Source organism: Streptococcus sp. F2 (genome assembly GCF_056500955.1).
In genome coordinates this window covers 1-16,804 of sequence record NZ_JBWKAI010000035.1, presented here as the reverse complement: position 1 = coordinate 16,804, position 16,804 = coordinate 1, and the positions used below count along the sequence as shown (strand labels likewise).

At 37.8% G+C, this 16,804-nt stretch carries 17 protein-coding genes and 1 pseudogene; 12 read left to right on the top strand and 6 right to left on the bottom strand.

The window, feature by feature from the left end:
- Positions 1 to 212, bottom strand: a 212-nt coding sequence (locus tag ACYTR8_RS09230; RefSeq protein WP_479640844.1) for a hypothetical protein, incomplete at its 3' end; no start/stop codon positions are given.
- Between the two features lie 26 nt (positions 213 to 238).
- The gene (locus tag ACYTR8_RS09225) at positions 239 to 2,206 is read right to left on the bottom strand and encodes an SEC10/PgrA surface exclusion domain-containing protein (RefSeq protein ID WP_479640837.1); all 1,968 of its coding nucleotides are present in this window, start codon (positions 2,204 to 2,206) and stop codon (positions 239 to 241) included.
- A gap of 110 nt (positions 2,207 to 2,316) precedes the next feature.
- Between ACYTR8_RS09225 and ACYTR8_RS09220 the strand changes: the two genes are divergently transcribed.
- The 9 genes from ACYTR8_RS09220 to ACYTR8_RS09180 all read left to right on the top strand — a co-directional run bounded on the left by ACYTR8_RS09220 (position 2,317) and on the right by ACYTR8_RS09180 (position 11,128).
- Positions 2,317 to 2,523 (top strand): helix-turn-helix domain-containing protein, encoded by a 207-nt coding sequence (locus ACYTR8_RS09220; RefSeq protein ID WP_317613342.1) that lies wholly within the window; start codon positions 2,317 to 2,319, stop codon positions 2,521 to 2,523.
- 175 nt (positions 2,524 to 2,698) lie between these two features.
- On the top strand, positions 2,699 to 4,408 hold the full coding sequence (locus tag ACYTR8_RS09215; protein ID WP_479640838.1) for an AAA family ATPase: 1,710 nt from the start codon (positions 2,699 to 2,701) through the stop codon (positions 4,406 to 4,408).
- 560 nt (positions 4,409 to 4,968) lie between these two features.
- A complete protein-coding gene (locus tag ACYTR8_RS09210; protein ID WP_479642053.1) occupies positions 4,969 to 5,481 on the top strand; it encodes a GNAT family N-acetyltransferase in 513 nt (170 codons plus the stop codon).
- A 196-nt stretch (positions 5,482 to 5,677) separates the two neighbouring features.
- Positions 5,678 to 6,217, top strand: coding sequence for a hypothetical protein (locus tag ACYTR8_RS09205; RefSeq protein WP_479642052.1), 540 nt, complete (start codon positions 5,678 to 5,680; stop codon positions 6,215 to 6,217).
- Between the two features lie 118 nt (positions 6,218 to 6,335).
- A complete protein-coding gene (locus tag ACYTR8_RS09200) occupies positions 6,336 to 7,022 on the top strand; it encodes a response regulator transcription factor (protein ID WP_479642051.1) in 687 nt (228 codons plus the stop codon).
- Between the two features lies 1 nt (position 7,023).
- Positions 7,024 to 8,052, top strand: a complete 1,029-nt coding sequence (locus ACYTR8_RS09195; RefSeq protein ID WP_269760004.1) for a sensor histidine kinase — start codon at positions 7,024 to 7,026, stop codon at positions 8,050 to 8,052.
- A 249-nt stretch (positions 8,053 to 8,301) separates the two neighbouring features.
- Positions 8,302 to 8,985: a response regulator transcription factor gene (locus tag ACYTR8_RS09190; protein WP_111717580.1), complete on the top strand. Its 684-nt coding sequence runs from the start codon at positions 8,302 to 8,304 to the stop codon at positions 8,983 to 8,985.
- On the top strand, positions 8,986 to 10,386 hold the full coding sequence (locus ACYTR8_RS09185; RefSeq protein WP_479642050.1) for a sensor histidine kinase: 1,401 nt from the start codon (positions 8,986 to 8,988) through the stop codon (positions 10,384 to 10,386).
- Positions 10,387 to 10,534: 148 nt separating this feature from the next.
- A complete protein-coding gene (locus ACYTR8_RS09180) occupies positions 10,535 to 11,128 on the top strand; it encodes a hypothetical protein (RefSeq protein ID WP_479642049.1) in 594 nt (197 codons plus the stop codon).
- A gap of 248 nt (positions 11,129 to 11,376) precedes the next feature.
- Here ACYTR8_RS09180 and ACYTR8_RS09175 read toward each other — a convergent pair whose 3' ends face one another.
- Positions 11,377 to 11,751, bottom strand: a complete 375-nt coding sequence (locus ACYTR8_RS09175) for a helix-turn-helix domain-containing protein (RefSeq protein ID WP_111717577.1) — start codon at positions 11,749 to 11,751, stop codon at positions 11,377 to 11,379.
- 168 nt (positions 11,752 to 11,919) lie between these two features.
- On the opposite strand from ACYTR8_RS09175, the gene ACYTR8_RS09170 reads away from it, so the two are divergent.
- Together ACYTR8_RS09170 and ACYTR8_RS09165 are read left to right on the top strand one after the other, a co-directional pair.
- Positions 11,920 to 12,141: a helix-turn-helix domain-containing protein gene (locus tag ACYTR8_RS09170; protein WP_479642048.1), complete on the top strand. Its 222-nt coding sequence runs from the start codon at positions 11,920 to 11,922 to the stop codon at positions 12,139 to 12,141.
- A gap of 170 nt (positions 12,142 to 12,311) precedes the next feature.
- Positions 12,312 to 12,704, top strand: a complete 393-nt coding sequence (locus ACYTR8_RS09165; RefSeq protein WP_138126501.1) for a pyridoxamine 5'-phosphate oxidase family protein — start codon at positions 12,312 to 12,314, stop codon at positions 12,702 to 12,704.
- Between the two features lie 72 nt (positions 12,705 to 12,776).
- Here the strand turns inward: ACYTR8_RS09165 and ACYTR8_RS09160 are convergent, their stop codons facing one another.
- Positions 12,777 to 15,059, bottom strand: coding sequence for a Xaa-Pro dipeptidyl-peptidase (locus ACYTR8_RS09160; protein ID WP_479642047.1), 2,283 nt, complete (start codon positions 15,057 to 15,059; stop codon positions 12,777 to 12,779).
- A gap of 126 nt (positions 15,060 to 15,185) precedes the next feature.
- Here ACYTR8_RS09160 and gla point away from each other — a divergent pair, with 126 nt between their 5' ends.
- The gene (gene gla / locus ACYTR8_RS09155; RefSeq protein ID WP_111717573.1) at positions 15,186 to 16,034 is read left to right on the top strand and encodes an aquaglyceroporin Gla; all 849 of its coding nucleotides are present in this window, start codon (positions 15,186 to 15,188) and stop codon (positions 16,032 to 16,034) included.
- A gap of 70 nt (positions 16,035 to 16,104) precedes the next feature.
- On the opposite strand, the pseudogene ACYTR8_RS09150 reads toward gla, so the two are convergent.
- Positions 16,105 to 16,275, bottom strand: a pseudogene (locus tag ACYTR8_RS09150) (IS3 family transposase); the annotation flags it as partial.
- A 43-nt stretch (positions 16,276 to 16,318) separates the two neighbouring features.
- The coding region (locus ACYTR8_RS09145) for an IS3 family transposase (protein WP_479642046.1) at positions 16,319 to 16,804 on the bottom strand (486 nt) is incomplete at its 5' end.

Sequence of the window (16,804 nt, the reverse complement as noted above, 5' to 3'; positions counted from 1 at the left end):
GGATAAGGAATTGCCTGTAATTTACCATCAACTTCTAAATGTATCAAATCTTTTCGAATAAAAGGATCATAAAACTTTTTTCGGTGTCTGTTATAATTCTCTATTTTTGAGGTTTCTGACCATTCAGCTGCTTTTTTAATCCCCATATTAGTAGCAGCATATCCGAGAGTTGCTCCTGAACTCACTTTCATTGCTTTAAGAAATAATCCCATGCTATCCTCTCTCTTTCTGGCTTATTTTAATTTTGGCTTGACTTAAAGCGTTTGCCGACAAATGGAATCAAAGCTAATCCAAGGGTTAAGAAACCGATAATAGCTCCTTTATCAGCACTATCTTTAGTTTCTGGTAATTTAGCCTGATAAGCCATTGGTGGTTGGTTACTATTAATTAGCTTAGCTGTAATAGACTGAACAGTGCTTGAAGGTGTTACTGACTGATTAAATTGAGAAGGGTTTTCCTGATGACGTGGGAGTTCTGCTTTTTCTGTGGAAGACTTAGGTACTTCTGTTGCAGTTGGTTTTTCTGGGTTGCTTGGCATCATAGGTTTAGCTGGTGCTTCTGGTACTGGTACATTAGGAATAGAAGGAGTGGGCTCCTCTGGCTTGATAGGTACTACTGGTTGAACAGGTTTACTTGGAGTTTCAACGTGTGCTTCTGGCTTAGCTGGTGTTTCAGCTGGAGCTTCGGGTTTAGCAGGAGCTTCTGGCTTAGCAGGAACTGTTGCAAGAGCAGCTTTTAAATTATTTAATTTAGCAGTTGCGCTATCGAGAGCGGCTTGCATATCTGCAAGATTACGAGCTGTTTGTGCTTTACGTTCTACAGCAGATGTGACAAGTGCTGACAAATCACCAGATTGAACATTGCCCAATTGTGCTTGTTGTTCTTTCAATTGAACAACTTTGTTAGTCAATTCAGCAGCATGAGCTTTGGCGGCTTGGAGTTCTGATTGTTGAGTAGCCAGAGTTTGTTCTGTACCCGCAGCTTTGGTACGTGCAGCTTCGAGACGTTTAAATACCTCTGTGGACACTGAACTCACTTCACCTTCATATGGGTTATTAATTTTGGTTGTGTCAAATTTATTAGCATCTTGAATGCGAGATTTTGGTACTTGCAAAATATGGACTGTTACAACATCACCAACTCGAGAAAGTGCAACACCCATATAACCACCATTAAATTGAGTGCCGACGAGAGATTCGGTATGCTTCCAATCGGATTTATCGTCATTTGAAATCATGCCTTGAACAGTACCATAGATTTGTTGTTTAAGATCCGCCAACGTGAATTGTTTAGTTAAATATTTGTTTAAACGAGCCATAGCGGCATCTTCATAAGCATTCCCATTTGGCATTGTTTGAAGACCATTGGCACTAGCGGCTAGATTAATGGCATTCTTATCGTGAGATGATGTATATGCATCCCAATTATCATTACGATAGTTTTGAGCAACGTCTTTAGCAAACTTGACAGCACCTTTAGTCACAACGGCATTTTCAACATGTAAGTTAATACCAGCGTTACGAACTTGATTACGTACTTGGTTAACCATTGCGGCTGTATAATGAGATAAATCAGTTAATTGAGCATCTGTAAGATTATTAATATCAACAATGACATTATCACTTGGTTCGGAAATAAATTCAAATTGATTGTCATTACCAAAGATAGTAAGTGCTTCCGAATAATCAGGTTGTTCTTTTTCACCTAATGTTTTAATAAAATCGGCATCCAATGTGACTTTACTTGCTTGTTTTACCGTTTCAACATGACCAGCTTCACTTTCAACGGCTTTAAGCGCATCTTGGGCTTGTTGATTTGCAGCTTGTGCGTCTTCACCTTCTTTAGTTTCAGTTGCAACAACTTCGTTAGCCACTTCAACATCTTTTTCAGCGGTTACAATTTGACTAGCCACTTCTGCTTTTTGAGCTTCAATGTCACCGTTAGTAGCTTCATTAGCTTTCGCTTGATCCACGGCTTGACTAGCCAAATCATCTGCAACTTTAGCTTCTTCAACTTTTTCAGTAAGATTAGCTACAACAGTTTCTTGATCTTTCACTTGTGTTTCAAGAGTGGCATTTTCATTAGCGGCTGCAACATCACCAGTAGTATTTACAGGAATTACAGTATCAGCATGTGCTTTAGCACTCGTAGCAACAAGGGCTGCAACAAGAGCAGCAGAGGATACAAGATATGTTTTTGTTCTCATAGTTTATTCTCCTTTAGCCTATATCGTTACAATTATACTCAATATATTGAGCATAGTCAATAGGTTGAGTGTGTTACGTTTAAATTAACTTAATACAGGAGAAGTAGCACATGATTTCTTATAAGCCTTTTTACAATACCCTGTTGGAAAAAGATATAACAGAATATTATCTTATTAAAATTGAAGGAATCTCTGCTAATACATTGCACCGTATTAAAAAGGGAGAGTCTATCACAACTAAAACAATAGATAAATTATGCGAAGTTTTAGAATGCAGGGTTGAAGATATTATTGAATTTCAATATGATAATAAATGATGCTTCTACTATATAAGATAACATTTATCAAATTTGAAGATTTTTAAAACTCGGTATTGTATTTTATATGGAGTAACGTAAAATTGAAGAATCAATAAACAAAAAATTATTCTAAGGTATTTAATTGTGGTAGCTATCAAATTAATTCAAAGTATTTGAATGGAGGATTATAACTATGGAACAAGAGACTATTGTGTCTCCTTCAGTTGTCGTTAGAGAGATTACATTTAATGATAATAGAAAAATGGAATTTAATAAAGATGATATTATCTTATTGGTTGGTGCTAATAATGTAGGGAAAAGTCGAACTCTGAAAGATTTAAAGGATGACTTAAATGAAAGAGTAACATCAAAAATTTTAGTAAAAGACCTGATTTATGAAGAAACAGGCTTTACTATAGGCAATCTTAAGGATTACTTTGAAAGAAATATTTCTAAATCAAGTTATGGGAGCTATAATGTACCTGTAGATGAGGATAACATTTATAGTTTTTACGATAAAAATTTTACTGATTTGGGGGAAAGAAAGAATTTTTATAAAGCATTGTTTTCGTTTTTATCAACAGAAAATCGTTTAAATCTTACTAGACCAATTAAGTTTAACCATAGCGTTGACACTCAAAATTTAAATATTCTTCAAAAACTTGAAAGAGATTCTAACTCCATTAATAGATTAAATCAAGCTCTAGACTCAGGATTTCAAAAATCAATTGAAATATCTGAAGATTATTTAGACGGGAGTTTAATAAAGAAATATAAAATTGGTGATAGTCATGCGATTGAAGCTGCTATTAAATCAGATAGTCGAGAAAAAATCAGTAAGCTAAAGCAATTTGAAGATTTATATAATCAAGGAGACGGGATAAGAAATGCGGTTGCGATTTTATCTTCTTTAATTGTGAGTGAGCATTCATTATTTCTTATTGACGAACCTGAAACTTTTTTACATCCACCTCAAGCAAGAATATTAGGGAAAAATATTGTTGAGTTATCTGTGGGTAAACAATTATTTATCTCAACTCACAATATTGATTTCATTAGAGGTGCTCTTGAAGAAGATGCTTCAAGAATCAAAATAATAAAAATAGATAGACTTGGTAGTAAAAATGTATTTAATTTAATTGATAATTCCAGTATCAGTAAAATTTCTAGTGATAAGAATTTGAAGTATACAAATATTCTAAATGGATTATTTTATAATCAGGTTATTTTGTGTGAGAACGAAAGTGATTGCAAGTTTTACTCTGCAATATTAGAATATGTAGATTTAACGACTTATCAAAATACATTATTTTGTGCAGTTGGAGGAAAAGAACAATTTAAGAAAATTGTACCTTTACTTAAAGATTTGAGTATAAAGTATAAAATAATAGCTGATATTGATTTAATAAATAATATTGATAGTTTAAAACAATTGTTAAATTCATCTAACCCTAATTGTTATAGTAAGATAGCTCCTAATCATAAAAAATTTATAGAAAAATTCCAAAAAGAAACCAATAGTCAAGTAAAGACCCAAGAAGAAATAAGAAATGAGATTAATCAAATATATAATACTGATAAATTTATGTCACCACAATCAGTTGATCAAATAAAATCAATTTTAAGAGAGATAAACAGTTTAAAACTCTTAAAAACTGGTGGGAAAAGTATTATCCCTCAAGGTGAGTGCATAAATCTATTCAATCGTATAAATGAATTTTTAAAAGAAAATAATATATTTATTTTGGAATGTGGTGAGATAGAACGATTTGTACCAGATGTACTTGGGCATGGAAATAAGTGGGTCGAAAATACTTTTATGCAATATGATAAAATTGAGGCAGAAGTTTATCATGAAGCTAGGAATTTTATGAAAATGGTATTAAATCATAATAGTAAATAATTAGTTGATATTCTATAAAATTTAGATCAAAGGAACTTATTATGTGTGAAACTTTCTAGTGAAGTGTCGTAACTCTACTATACAGGATTTATTCCTTTTTTGTGTTTACGCAAGATATTTTACACTCCCAAAATCAATGTCGATTCGACTTAAAAAGAGAAATGATAGATAATAAAAAATCGTTTTACATAATTTTGTAAAACGATTTTTCTTGTGTATAGAAGATACTGCCAGTGTCTATTTTTTGTCTTATTGGTATAAGTTTAAGTGATTTTAGTTTGATTTAGTGAATTTAGAAAGGCTTTAAATCAACGTTTCTGATGATTACAAGACTTAAAAAATCATGGAACAAGTCTTGCATATTCATCATAAGATTACGTTCTCCTAAGTTTGATTACTTATCTATTATAACATATAAGTGTAAACTTCAAAAAAGAGTTAGGGAAAGTTATTCTCTACTTGGCAAGGGGAGTGAGATACGGTAAACTAGTAACGAAAAATGACAGGGAAAACCTGAACTATATTAAGTGAGGAAGCTGAAAGGAGAACGAGAAAATCTTATGAAAATCAGAAAAGCAGAAGTCCAGGATGCTAAGGCTATTTATGCAGTTGTAACGTCTGCTTTTGCAGGTGCGGAACATACAGATGGTAATGAAGCAGACTTGGTAATGGCTCTAACAGCTAGTCGGTCCTTTATTCCTGAATTATCTCTGTTAGCTGAAGAAGATGGCGATATTATAGGTCATATTATGTTTACCAAAGCTAAAGTAGGAACGACAGAGGTTTTAGCATTGGCCCCACTTTCTGTTCTTCCAGAATACCAAGGGCGCGGTGTTGGAGCAGCACTAATCAGTGAAGGTCATCATATTGCTAAACAGTTGGGTTATCCTTATGCTATTGTTTTGGGAAGTGACACTTACTATCCACGGCATGGGTATGTACCAGCAGATGCCGTCGGCATTAGGGTTCCATTTGATGCGCCAAGAGAAAATGTCATGGCCTATCCATTAGTAGAAAATGCTTCGCCTATTGATGGCGTTATGAGGTATGACAAGGCTTTTGGAATAGACTAGAGTCCCTTGATTTTGGTGAATTACGTCATGTTTTGAGTGATGTATTTGTCAATAATTCTACAAAAAGTGATGATTTTATGATTTCCTAAGAATGACTTAAGAATTATTTTATATTTAGCTTAAACTTACTTTAAAACCTCTTGCTATACTTAGTTCATAAAATAAAACACCTAAAAAAAAGAAAGAGGTAATCATTATGACAAACACTACTTTAGTTGCTAAATACGTTAAACTTGGACTTGTTTCAGCAGGAGCATTCCTAGCCATTGTTTCAGCACCAGCCATTTCTGCTCAAAGATTAACTGACCAAGAAATTTACGAACGTGCTCAAAAACTGGACTTACCAGACTACATTGGTGGTCCACTCAAAGGCATTCTTAATCAAAACTCAGATGTGACTTATCCAACAGATAAAGCAGGTGCTACTCAATCAGAAACACCTCAAGCAACTCAACGCTTGACAGACCAAGAAATTTACGAACGTGCTCAAAAACTGGATTTACCAGACTACATTGGTGGTTCACTCAAAGGCATCCTTAATCAAAACTCAGACGTGACTTATCCAACAGATAAAGCGGGTGCTACTCAATCAGAAACACCTCAAGCAACTCAACGCTTAACAGACCAAGAAATTTACGAACGTGCTCAAAAACTGGACTTGCCAGACTACATTGGTGGTTCACTTAAAGGTATTCTTAATCAAAATTCAAGTGTGACTTACCCAACAGATTATTAAGTCCTCTCCTTCATAAAGCCATCCTTATTTTATTAATTTAAAGAGTGAGTTGGCTTAACCAAGAGTTAGTGTTATACTTGAAAAAGTGTAACACTACTTTTTTAATTAAGGAGACCGCATGACCTATAAGATTTTATTAGTTGATGATGAATTGGAAATCACAGATATTAACAAACGCTATCTACAACAGGCTGGACATCAGGTGACTGTTGCTAGTGATGGAGCGCAAGCCTTAGACGTTTTTCGTAAGGATCAGTATCACTTGATTATCAGTGACATCATGATGCCCAATATGGATGGTTATGACTTTATTGGGGAAGTCTTACTTGAAAAACCTGAGCAGCCATTTTTGTTTATCACTGCCAAACTATCAGAACCAGATAAAATTTATTCATTGAGTTTAGGGGCGGATGATTTTATTTCGAAGCCCTTTAGTCCAAGAGAATTGGTTCTCCGGGTTAAAAACATCCTTAATCGGATCTATGGTAAAACGACACAGACAGATCGCTTAGTTATTGGTGATTTGGTTATGGATCACAGCACGCGATTAGTCACTGTTGCTAATCAAGACCTTAATTTGACCAATAAGGCCTTTGACTTGTTGTGGATTTTGGCCAATCATTTGAACCATGTTTTTTCCAAAACGGAACTTTATGAACGCGTGTGGGAAGAGGAGTACCTAGACGATACCAATACTTTGAACGTTCATATTCATTCATTACGTAATGATTTAGCAAAATACAGTACGGACCAGACACCAACCATTAAGACCGTTTGGGGTCTAGGTTACAAATTAGAGGGGTAATATGAGACTAAGAACCTACATTGTCATCGGCTATCTTGTGTCGATGGTGATTACCATTGCGGGGCTAATTGTCGGTTTGAACCGAATGCTCATCGCGACCAAAGACATTTCTTATATTTTATTAATCGCTCTGATTGCCTCGTTGGCCGGAGGGATTGTGAACATGATTCTGTTAACAAGTGTTTTCTCATCGCTTAGAAAACTCAAAGAAAAGATGCAAGCTATTTCTCAACGACAGTTTGACCACGACCAGTTGATCACTTCACCTTTAGAGTTTAAAGATCTGGAAGGGGCTTTTAACCAAATGTCTTTGGATTTAGAAGCTAGTTTTGAATCGCTCAATGAGAGTGAGCATGAGAAATCCATGATGATTGCACAACTATCGCATGATATCAAAACCCCGTTAACTTCAATTCAAGCAACAGTTGAAGGGATTTTAGATGGTGTGATTCCAAAGGAAGAAGAACGCCATTACCTCAACACCATTTCACGTCAGACCAATCGTCTCAATCAGTTGGTTGAGGAGCTGCATGTGGTGAGTTTGAATGACCAAAAACAAGAAGAGAAACAGCATCGTCAAGTCATTTACCTTGAAAAGTTGCTGATTGATATTTTATCTGAATCTCAACTGACCCTTGAACAGGAAAACCGCTCTGTTGATATCAAAGTAGCTCCAGAAGTGGTTAAAATCAATAGTCAGTACGAGGCTTTGTCTCGAATTATTCTGAACCTTGTGAGCAATGCGCTCAAGTATTCAGAAGCCAGTACGCCTTTGACTATTCATGCGTATCGACAAGACCAGTCTATTTGCATTGATGTTAGGGATCAAGGGCAAGGTATTAAAAAAGAGGATTTGCCTCTGATTTTTAAACGCTTGTACCGGGTTGAAGCCTCTCGGAACATGAAAACGGGTGGGCATGGCCTAGGACTCTATATTGCCAAACAGTTAGCCCATCAACTGGGTGGGGATATTGTGGTTGAGAGTCAAGTGGGCAAAGGAAGTTCTTTCACTTTAGTTTTACCCGCCTAGCAGTTATTTAGAAAATAAAAGACCGTTTGGTATTCTTAGCTCATCATTTTTTGAGTTAAGAAAGACTGAACGGTTTTTGATTGTCAGTTTGCGTTACGGAAAGGGAGATCAGGTCTTTGACGATAACGAAAAACAACTGCTAGCGATTTCAAAAGAGGGAGGTATGGGTTGAGAGTTGACTTCCTTTTTCCCCTAGTCTATTATGAGGGTAGTTGATTTCACCTGAAAGGATTACGATTGGAGACGTAGATGACACAAGTGATTTATTTAGCGGATGATGAAAAAAATATTCGTGACCTTCTGGTTCCTTTTTTGGAACGTGATGGTTTTTCGGTGAAGGCATTTGAAACTGGAGATGCCTTATTGACGGCTTATCGGATTCAACGCCCTGACTTGGTAATTTTAGATGTGATGATGCCTGGAACAGATGGGTTGACGATTTTAACAGAGATACGTCAAAACGATAAGGATTTGCCCATTATTTTACTGACGGCTAGGGACTCAGATGCTGATTTTATCACAGCATTTATGTTAGGAACAGATGACTATTTTACCAAACCTTTTTCTCCTATTAAACTAAGCTTGCATGTCAAGGCTCTGTTGAAAAGACGTCAAAAGGAGGCAGAGGTGAGTCAGAGTAAGACTTATAAGGACCTGTGTCTGGATAGTGTGGCGAGGCGCGCTCAGCTTGCGGGTCAGGAGTTGCTGTTGACCAAAACGGAATTTGACCTTCTGGAGGTTTTAATGGAAAATGCTGGGATGGCTTATTCCCGTGATGAGTTATTGGATCGTGTTTGGGGCTTTGAAGATATTGAAAGCAGAGCTGTGGACGATACCGTCAAACGCCTTCGGAAAAAATGGCAGGCCTATCCCAGTCAAGTGGGCATTGAGACCGTTTGGGGTTATGGGTTTAGGTTAGGAGTTTGCAGATAAATGAAAAAGAAAACTTTGACTCATAACCTTATCTTAACCATCAGTCTTACCTTATCTGCCACTTTTCTGTTAATTTTTTTATCGTTTCATTATGTGATTAGGGATTATGTGAATCAAATAACTAGGGATGCCATGCAGTCCCATTTTACAATTTTAGACAGTGTTAACAAAAACCAGAAAATACCCGATATCCCTATTAATGATAATACCTTCGTGTGGTCGCAGTACGCTATTTTTGATCAGAACTATCAGACCTTGTTTACCAGCGAAGATCATAACAAAAAAGGTGGCGCCATTGTTACCTATCTTAATCAGAACAATCGACTGAACGCTTCTGAGGATAAGCTAGGTATTCTAGTCACGTTATCTAAGAAAACTTACCTTGTTCGGACAAAATATTATGAAGGAGCGTTTGATGATGGCATTATAGCGCCAAGTAAGAAAAACAAGCGGAAAACCTATCTCGTCTTAGCCTTTATCGATGTGACCATGATTCAACGCGTGGTTAATCGGATTAACTTGGTTTTAGTCGGCATCTTGTTTGCGACCTTGATTCCGCTATTACTTATGTTGCAACGAACCTTATCAGGTGTCGGACAATCGATCGATGCCGTTAAGCAATATATTGCGAGGCTCTGGCGTGACCAAGAGCCATCGCAGATGAAGACGCAAGAGGTTATTTTTGCAGAATTTGATGACCTTTTAGCCGAAAGTCACGAGATGGCTAACCGTATCAAGCAGGCAGAAGAAAGTCAGCGTCAGTTTTTCCAAAATGCCTCTCACGAGCTGCGCACGCCGCTAATGTCCATACAGGGGTACACAGAAGCTTTGCAAGAAGGTGTGATTCCCAAGGAACAAGCCTTGCCAATCCTTTTGAGTGAAAGTCATAAAATGAAACGGCTAGTGGATGACATGATTTTCCTCTCTCGTTTGGATAGCCACCAGCATACTAACAATGAAACCGTTACCTTAGCCATTTTAGCTAAGGAATGTGCAGACTATTTTGCTCCTATTATTAGTCAGCATCACCTTGCTTTTTTCTGTCAGATTGACGAGGATGAGCTGGTTATACGAGGAGATAATGACCGTCTTCAGAGAGCTTTGGCTAATATCATGACCAATGCTCTACGCTACGCCAAAAGTCAAATTGTGCTGTCTTACAAACAGGGCATGCTGACCCTTTCTAACGATGGGCCAGCTATTTCTAAAGAAGACCTGCCCCATCTTTTTGAACGTTTTTATAAAGGCGATCGGGGTCAGACAGGTATTGGGTTAGCGATGACCAAGGAAATTCTTCAGCAACACCAAGCCACAATTGCCGTGTCCAGCGACACTAAGAAAACCAGATTTATTATTCATTTTCAATCGCAGCACAGCCAAGATGATAAAGGGAGTCAATAAGTTTATATGTTAGACGTTGTCACAAAGTTTTTTGCCACAAAGTTGCCACACCTTTACCTCAAAATTGCGGAGAATACTTTTTTTAGTTCTTGTATACTTTAGTCAAGATAAAATATTTTATCACTAAAAGTAAAGGAAGGTATCGCCTATGCTCCCAACAAAATTAATGAAGCAACTCTCACTTTCAGCCCTTCTTGCCCTTGGAACCATCACATGTTGTCACGGGCCACTTGTTTCAGCAGACCAGACAAGTCCAAAAGCACCAGCTGCTATTGAAACCAAACTCAAAGCAGCCGATAAAGAAGCACAGCCTTTATATGATAAAATGGACCAATTACAAAAAGCCATTGACACTATTCGAGAAGAACAAGTGGGTAAGGCTGATAAAGACCTCACAGCAAAGATAGACGACTTATTTCAAAGCCATCAAGCATTACTTGACAAATTTTATGAAGCCATTGGTGATGATTGTTGGACATCAGCTGAGGAAGCTCAGCAGCTAGTGGCTAAGTCAAGCCTTTCTGACAAAGATAAGTCAGACTTGACAACTTTATTTGAAGAAACAGGTAAGCTTGAAAAGGAACTAGATGGCCACTATGATCGCCTAGATAAAGCGACTCAGAAAGAAAATGCTCAGTTGGAAGAATTGGACAAAGAGATTGATGCTATCTACAAAAAACATGGCATTAGTGAGTCTGACCTGGAAAATTATTACATGAACCAAGACCTCCCAGCTGATTAACTGTTTTAAAACTCCTTTTTAAAAACTTACTCCCTACATTTCTAAACAGTGTGCTTAGGAGGTTATCCTGACTTGCTATCGACAAAATCAGTCAGATTTTTAGCTCCTAGAATCATACAAAAAACAAAATTCCCTTTTCAAAGACAAGAAAAAACTAGGATTCTGATAGCCTTGAGCTACAAGGAATTCCTAGTTTTTTGTTATGATAGATAAAGGTTGCGTTCAATGAAAGCGATTTAATAAGCCCATTAATGGCTATCGGGCTCTCTATCTTCTTTGGTCTGTTGTTGGATAAGGTCCTGGGCAAAATTAAGCCATTTGTTATAGTTGTTTTCAGATAATTGCTCGGAAATAAGGACCAAATCACGTTGAGGGAGTTGATAGGTCACCCCTTTCCCCTCCAGAGTTAAATCCTTTTCCATTAAATCCGTTAAGGTGACATCAAAAATAGCAGCAATATCACTTAATAAACCAGATTTTGGGGTGTATTTGCCTTTTTCCCATTCACTAATCGAAGAAGAACTTTTTCGTCCCAAGAGGTTCGCAAGTTCTAATTGTTCCATGTTATTTTTTAATCTAAGGTATTTTAAATTACTTGCAAAAAAAGTTTTCTTTGCGGACATAGCAGTCTCCTTTTTCTTATATAAAATATGATACCACAAAAGAAGACAAAGCAAAAGATTTACTAAAAGAAGGTTAAAATCCATTTTAAAACTTGACTTCATAAAAACCGAAGTTTATAATAAACTTAACATAAGTAACTAATCTTAGTTTAGCGTGGAGGGAAAATCGTGACCAAGTCGACCTTAAAAGAGTTAAGAATGGCCCAAAAAATGACCCAGCAAGAATTATCAAGCTTAACCGGTATTTCTGTTAGGACATTGGCTAGATATGAAAAAGATATTCATAAGCTAAGACGGGCAAAATATGAAAAGTTAAAAAGTATTGCTGGGGCATTAGCAGTTTCTGTTGATGATATTTTTTTAGGTATCGATTCGGATTTTATGAATTAAGGCAACAAAGTTACCTTTGGTAGCTTTTTCTATTTATGCGAAATAATAATTTTAACCAAACTTAACAAAAAAATTAAATAAACTTATTTTATTTTGCCTTTTCTTCTTTTATCGTGTTATAATCAGAGAGTAGTCCATGGACGAAATTATTTGATAAAAGGAGTTATAAAATGTTTACAGAAGAAATGAAAGAAATGATTGCCAGCCAATTGGCAATGGTGGCAACCGTTGATCACGAAGGAAATCCTAACATTGGACCTAAACGTTCCATGCGTTTGCTAGATGATCACACCCTCATTTTTAATGAAAATACAGGTGGTCAAACGCAAGCTAATATTCAGGATAATGGTAAGATTGAAGTGGCTTATGTGAATCGTGATTGCTTACGAGGCTATCGTTTTTGTGGACAAGCAGAAATGGTAGATCAAGGTCCTCTTTATGACGAGGCTAAAGCTTGGGCTGAAGGCAAAATGGGAGTACCCAAAGCGGCTGGTGTTATACATATTGATACCATCTATAGTTTACATTCAGGAAAAGAAGCAGGTCAAAAGGTTAGTCAATAAGCTTGTTGTAGTAATGACTAGTTTGACATTCAAAAAATGCTCACCGGATATCTGGTGAGCATTTTTGGTTAGTTAGCCTTCCTCAACTGGGACAAGGAGTTGAGACTGGCTGAGGTCAACGGTCAGAGCATAATTGCTATTGTCACGAATCGTGTGTTCAAAATCTGTGGTGTAAAGAAGGATTCTGAGAGTATCTCCTTTTTCTAAGTGGTAGATACTTGGTTGAAGTGGGAAAGTAACCGTCATCCATTCATCATTTGGGATGGCTTCGACGGTGAGCAGCCCATTCCGGTTTTGCAAGTTCATTACTCCTTTGGTGATGACGCGATAAGGGCTCTCTTTAAATGGGAGTTCTTTGAGTCCTTCTCGAGAGAAATTTTGCCCATTGTCGATGCTAGTGAGGTCCATATATTCTGGTGTATCGCCGAAGCGTTTTTTCTTGCCATAATCGAGCACCTGAGCAGAGAGGATGCCTTTATTTTCACTGGATTTAAGCCTTAGTTGCAAGGTCATCTCTCCATTGAGCGGGAGATCTTCTTCTAAAATAATATCCACATGAGCTTGATTTGCCTTGACTTCAAAGAGATCTTTTTTGAAGGCTTGGAAAGACTTGCCATAGCGAGTGAAGTCGTCCTCGCAATAATGGTTATCAATGAGAACACGATCGTTACCAAGTGGAAGCTCTTGTTTCTTTGAACTTCCGAATTGTTTGAGCGCTTTCCAGTTTTGCTCTGTTTGATTGTCTTGCCAAAGGATCTCCTCTAGGTGGAAATGATTGTCAACGCCTAACATTTTTTGACAAAGCAAGGCATTCATGCTTTCGCGGAAATCAATAGATTGCCAATTGTGCATATAGACGTGTTGTCCATGGTGCAAGAATAGGTGTTTGCCAACAGCTTCAGGAAGCTGGTTGAAAATGTTATAGACTTGCCTTGGTTTGACATTCCAGTCTTGAAGGCCATGGGTATAAACCACTTCACAGTTAATATGTTTTGCTTCTTGAAGGTAATTGCGATCGTGCCAGAATTGATTGTAGTCTCCAGACTCACGCTTGAGGGCCCGTGTTTGGTTTCGTAATAAAATTTCATAATAACTATTATGATTGAGATAATCACCTGCTAGCAAGTTACGAGAATAGGTTAATTCAGTCAGAACGTCTAAGTCTTCGCCAGGATAACCGCCAGGGCTGCAAACCAAGCCATTTTCACGGTAATAGTCATACCAAGAAGAGATGGCTGCTTCAGCAATAATAACGGCTAGACCATCAACGCCTGTTGTGGCAAGACCTGTTGACATGGTTCCAAGATAAGATTTTCCAGTTGTAGCAACAAGTCCATTCGCCCAATCGGCCTTAACTTGGGCCTCTCTCTTGTGGTTTGTGAACCCATTTGCTCTGCCATTCAACCAGTCAATAACAGCTTTGAAACTCGCAATTTGATTGTAATCCCCACTGGTCATAAAGCCAGCGGATCCAGCTGTTCCAATACCCGAAACGTAGATATTAGCAAATCCACGGGCAAGGAAGTAGTCGTTGAGGGTATAGGAACTAATATAGCTAAAACTCTCTTGGCTCTCTGTTACAGGGACATCAGCTGGTTGTGTTTTAAAAGGCATGAAATCAACGCGTGAAACAGAAATGGTGTGAGGTTCTTTTACCTTCAACTCAGCTTCCATTGGATATAATCTCTTATCATTGGCAACTTCGTTCACCCCTTCATGATAAGGACTGGCTGTCATAACGGTTGGCAACGGCAGACTGGTTTTAGGGCGGATAATATTGACCTTGATCAAGTCTAGTTTGCCATCTTCATCAGTATCAACAGGGGTTTCGACATAGACGACTTCCCGAATCAAGTCATTGGTATCAAAAGTTGCCAGAGACTTTCCGTTAAAATAGTGGTACTGGTTATCCATCGGCAAGAGGCCTTGGCTGACTAAATGATCAACTAAGGTCATTCCTGATTTCATACGAGTGGCTAATAAATGATGAAGGGAGCTGATGATATTTTGACCATCAAACTGGACGGGAAAACCAATTGATTCGCTGAAGTCTTTAGTTGATGTGAAATCCACATTTGGAATAAACCCAAGTAATTGCAAGGCAACCAATTCAAAAACATCCTTCGTTAGAGGAGCATCTGATGTCACAAAAGTAAGCAAATCCATGCTATCACTAGCAATTAAGTTACTTAGTGGGTAATCAGTGTTTTGAAAATGAAAATAGAACTTACGCAAAAAAGCTTCTAGATTCTCTTTTGGGCTCTTTTCCATCCTTAGGTAAAAGCCTAAAGAGTGGAGTTCTTCAAGGGCATTTTCAATGGAAGTAGGGATGTAAGAAAATTGATTGTATTTCATATTTGCGTCAAATCCTTTCTTGAAAGTAAACGTTTTTATTAGGTGAACAAGCTTTACATTATCTATTATACTTGATAGAATGGTACTTGTCTAAACAATATCATAAAATGGAGGAACTAAAGACACATGGATGTTACATGGACTGTGAAGTACATCACAGAATTTCTTGCGACTGCCCTGCTTATTATTTTAGGGAATGGTGCCGTTGCAAACGTTGATTTAAAAGGAACAAAAGGGAATAACTCAGGATGGATTATCATCGCCTTGGGTTACGGTCTTGCTGTTATGATGCCAGCTTTAATGTTTGGTAATGTTTCAGGAAACCACATTAACCCTGCCTTTACTTTGGGACTAGCTGTTTCAGGTTTATTCCCATGGGCACACGTTGCGCAATACATCATCGCACAAGTACTTGGAGCAATCTTTGGTCAACTTGTAGTGGTTGGTGTTTACGGCCCTTACTTTAGAAAAACAGAAAATCCAAATCCAGTTTTGGGTTCCTTCTCAACTATTTCAGCTCTTGATGATGGTACAAAAGCTAGCCAAAAAGCATCAATCATCAACGGTTTTGCTAATGAATTTGTCGGTTCATTCGTTCTTTTCTTTGGTGCGCTTGCTCTGACAAAGAACTTCTTTGGTGCAGAACTAGTTGGCAAATTGCTTGATGCTGGTTACGACGAAGTCATCGCTTCTCAACAAGTGGCTCCATATGTAACAGGTAGTATTGCTGTTGCTCACATCGGTGTTGGTTTCTTAGTGATGGCACTTGTAGCTTCACTTGGAGGTCCTACTGGACCAGCCCTTAACCCTGCACGTGACCTTGGTCCTCGTCTTGTTCACCACCTCTTGCCAAAATCTGTACTTGGACAAGCTAAGGGTGATTCAAAATGGTGGTATTCATGGGTTCCTGTTGTGGCACCTATTGTTGCTGCAATCGCTGCAGTAGCACTATTCAAATTCCTTTACATTAAATAACAAACAAAAAAGAGGCTCAGGCCTTTGAACGGCTCCCTGTCAAGTAGACAGTCAAATAATAAAAAATAAGTTAAGCAACCTGATTCCTGAATTCTAGAGGAGTCAGGTTGTTTAATTTTGATTGATAACGTTGTGTGTTGTAGAATTCGATGTAACGTGTCACATCGTTGACCAACTCATCATAAGATTTATATTTCTTAAGGTGGTAAGACTCAGTCTTGAAATGCCCAAAGAAACTTTCTGAAAAGGCAACACTTTTCTGAACAATTTTTATAAAGTGCTTTTTAAGCGATAATTCGTTTGGTCATGGGAGTTTGGTAGTTAAGACTACCATGAATGCGATGATAGTTCCACCAGTGGACATAATCTTTCGTTTTGAGGGCTAATTCTTCTAGTGATTGAAAGGTTTCTTGGTTGATAAACTCCAGTTTGAAGGAACGATAGGTACTCTCAGCGACGGCATTGTCATAGGGACAACCAGCCTGACTGAGAGAACGGGTGATTCCAAAAGCTTCAAGCATCTCATCAATCAGCTGATTGTCAAACTCCTTGCCACGATCGGAATGGAACAACTTGACCTTGGTTAGTGTATAAGGGATGCTTTGAATGGCTTGTTTAACGAGCTCCGCAGTCTTGTGCCAGCCAACGGACAATCCTATGATTTCACGATTAAAGAGGTCAATGATGAGACAAACGTAAGCCCAGCGCCTATCCACACGGACGTAAGTCAAGTCGGTCACCAGGGCTTCCAGTGGTCTTTCTTGGTCGAA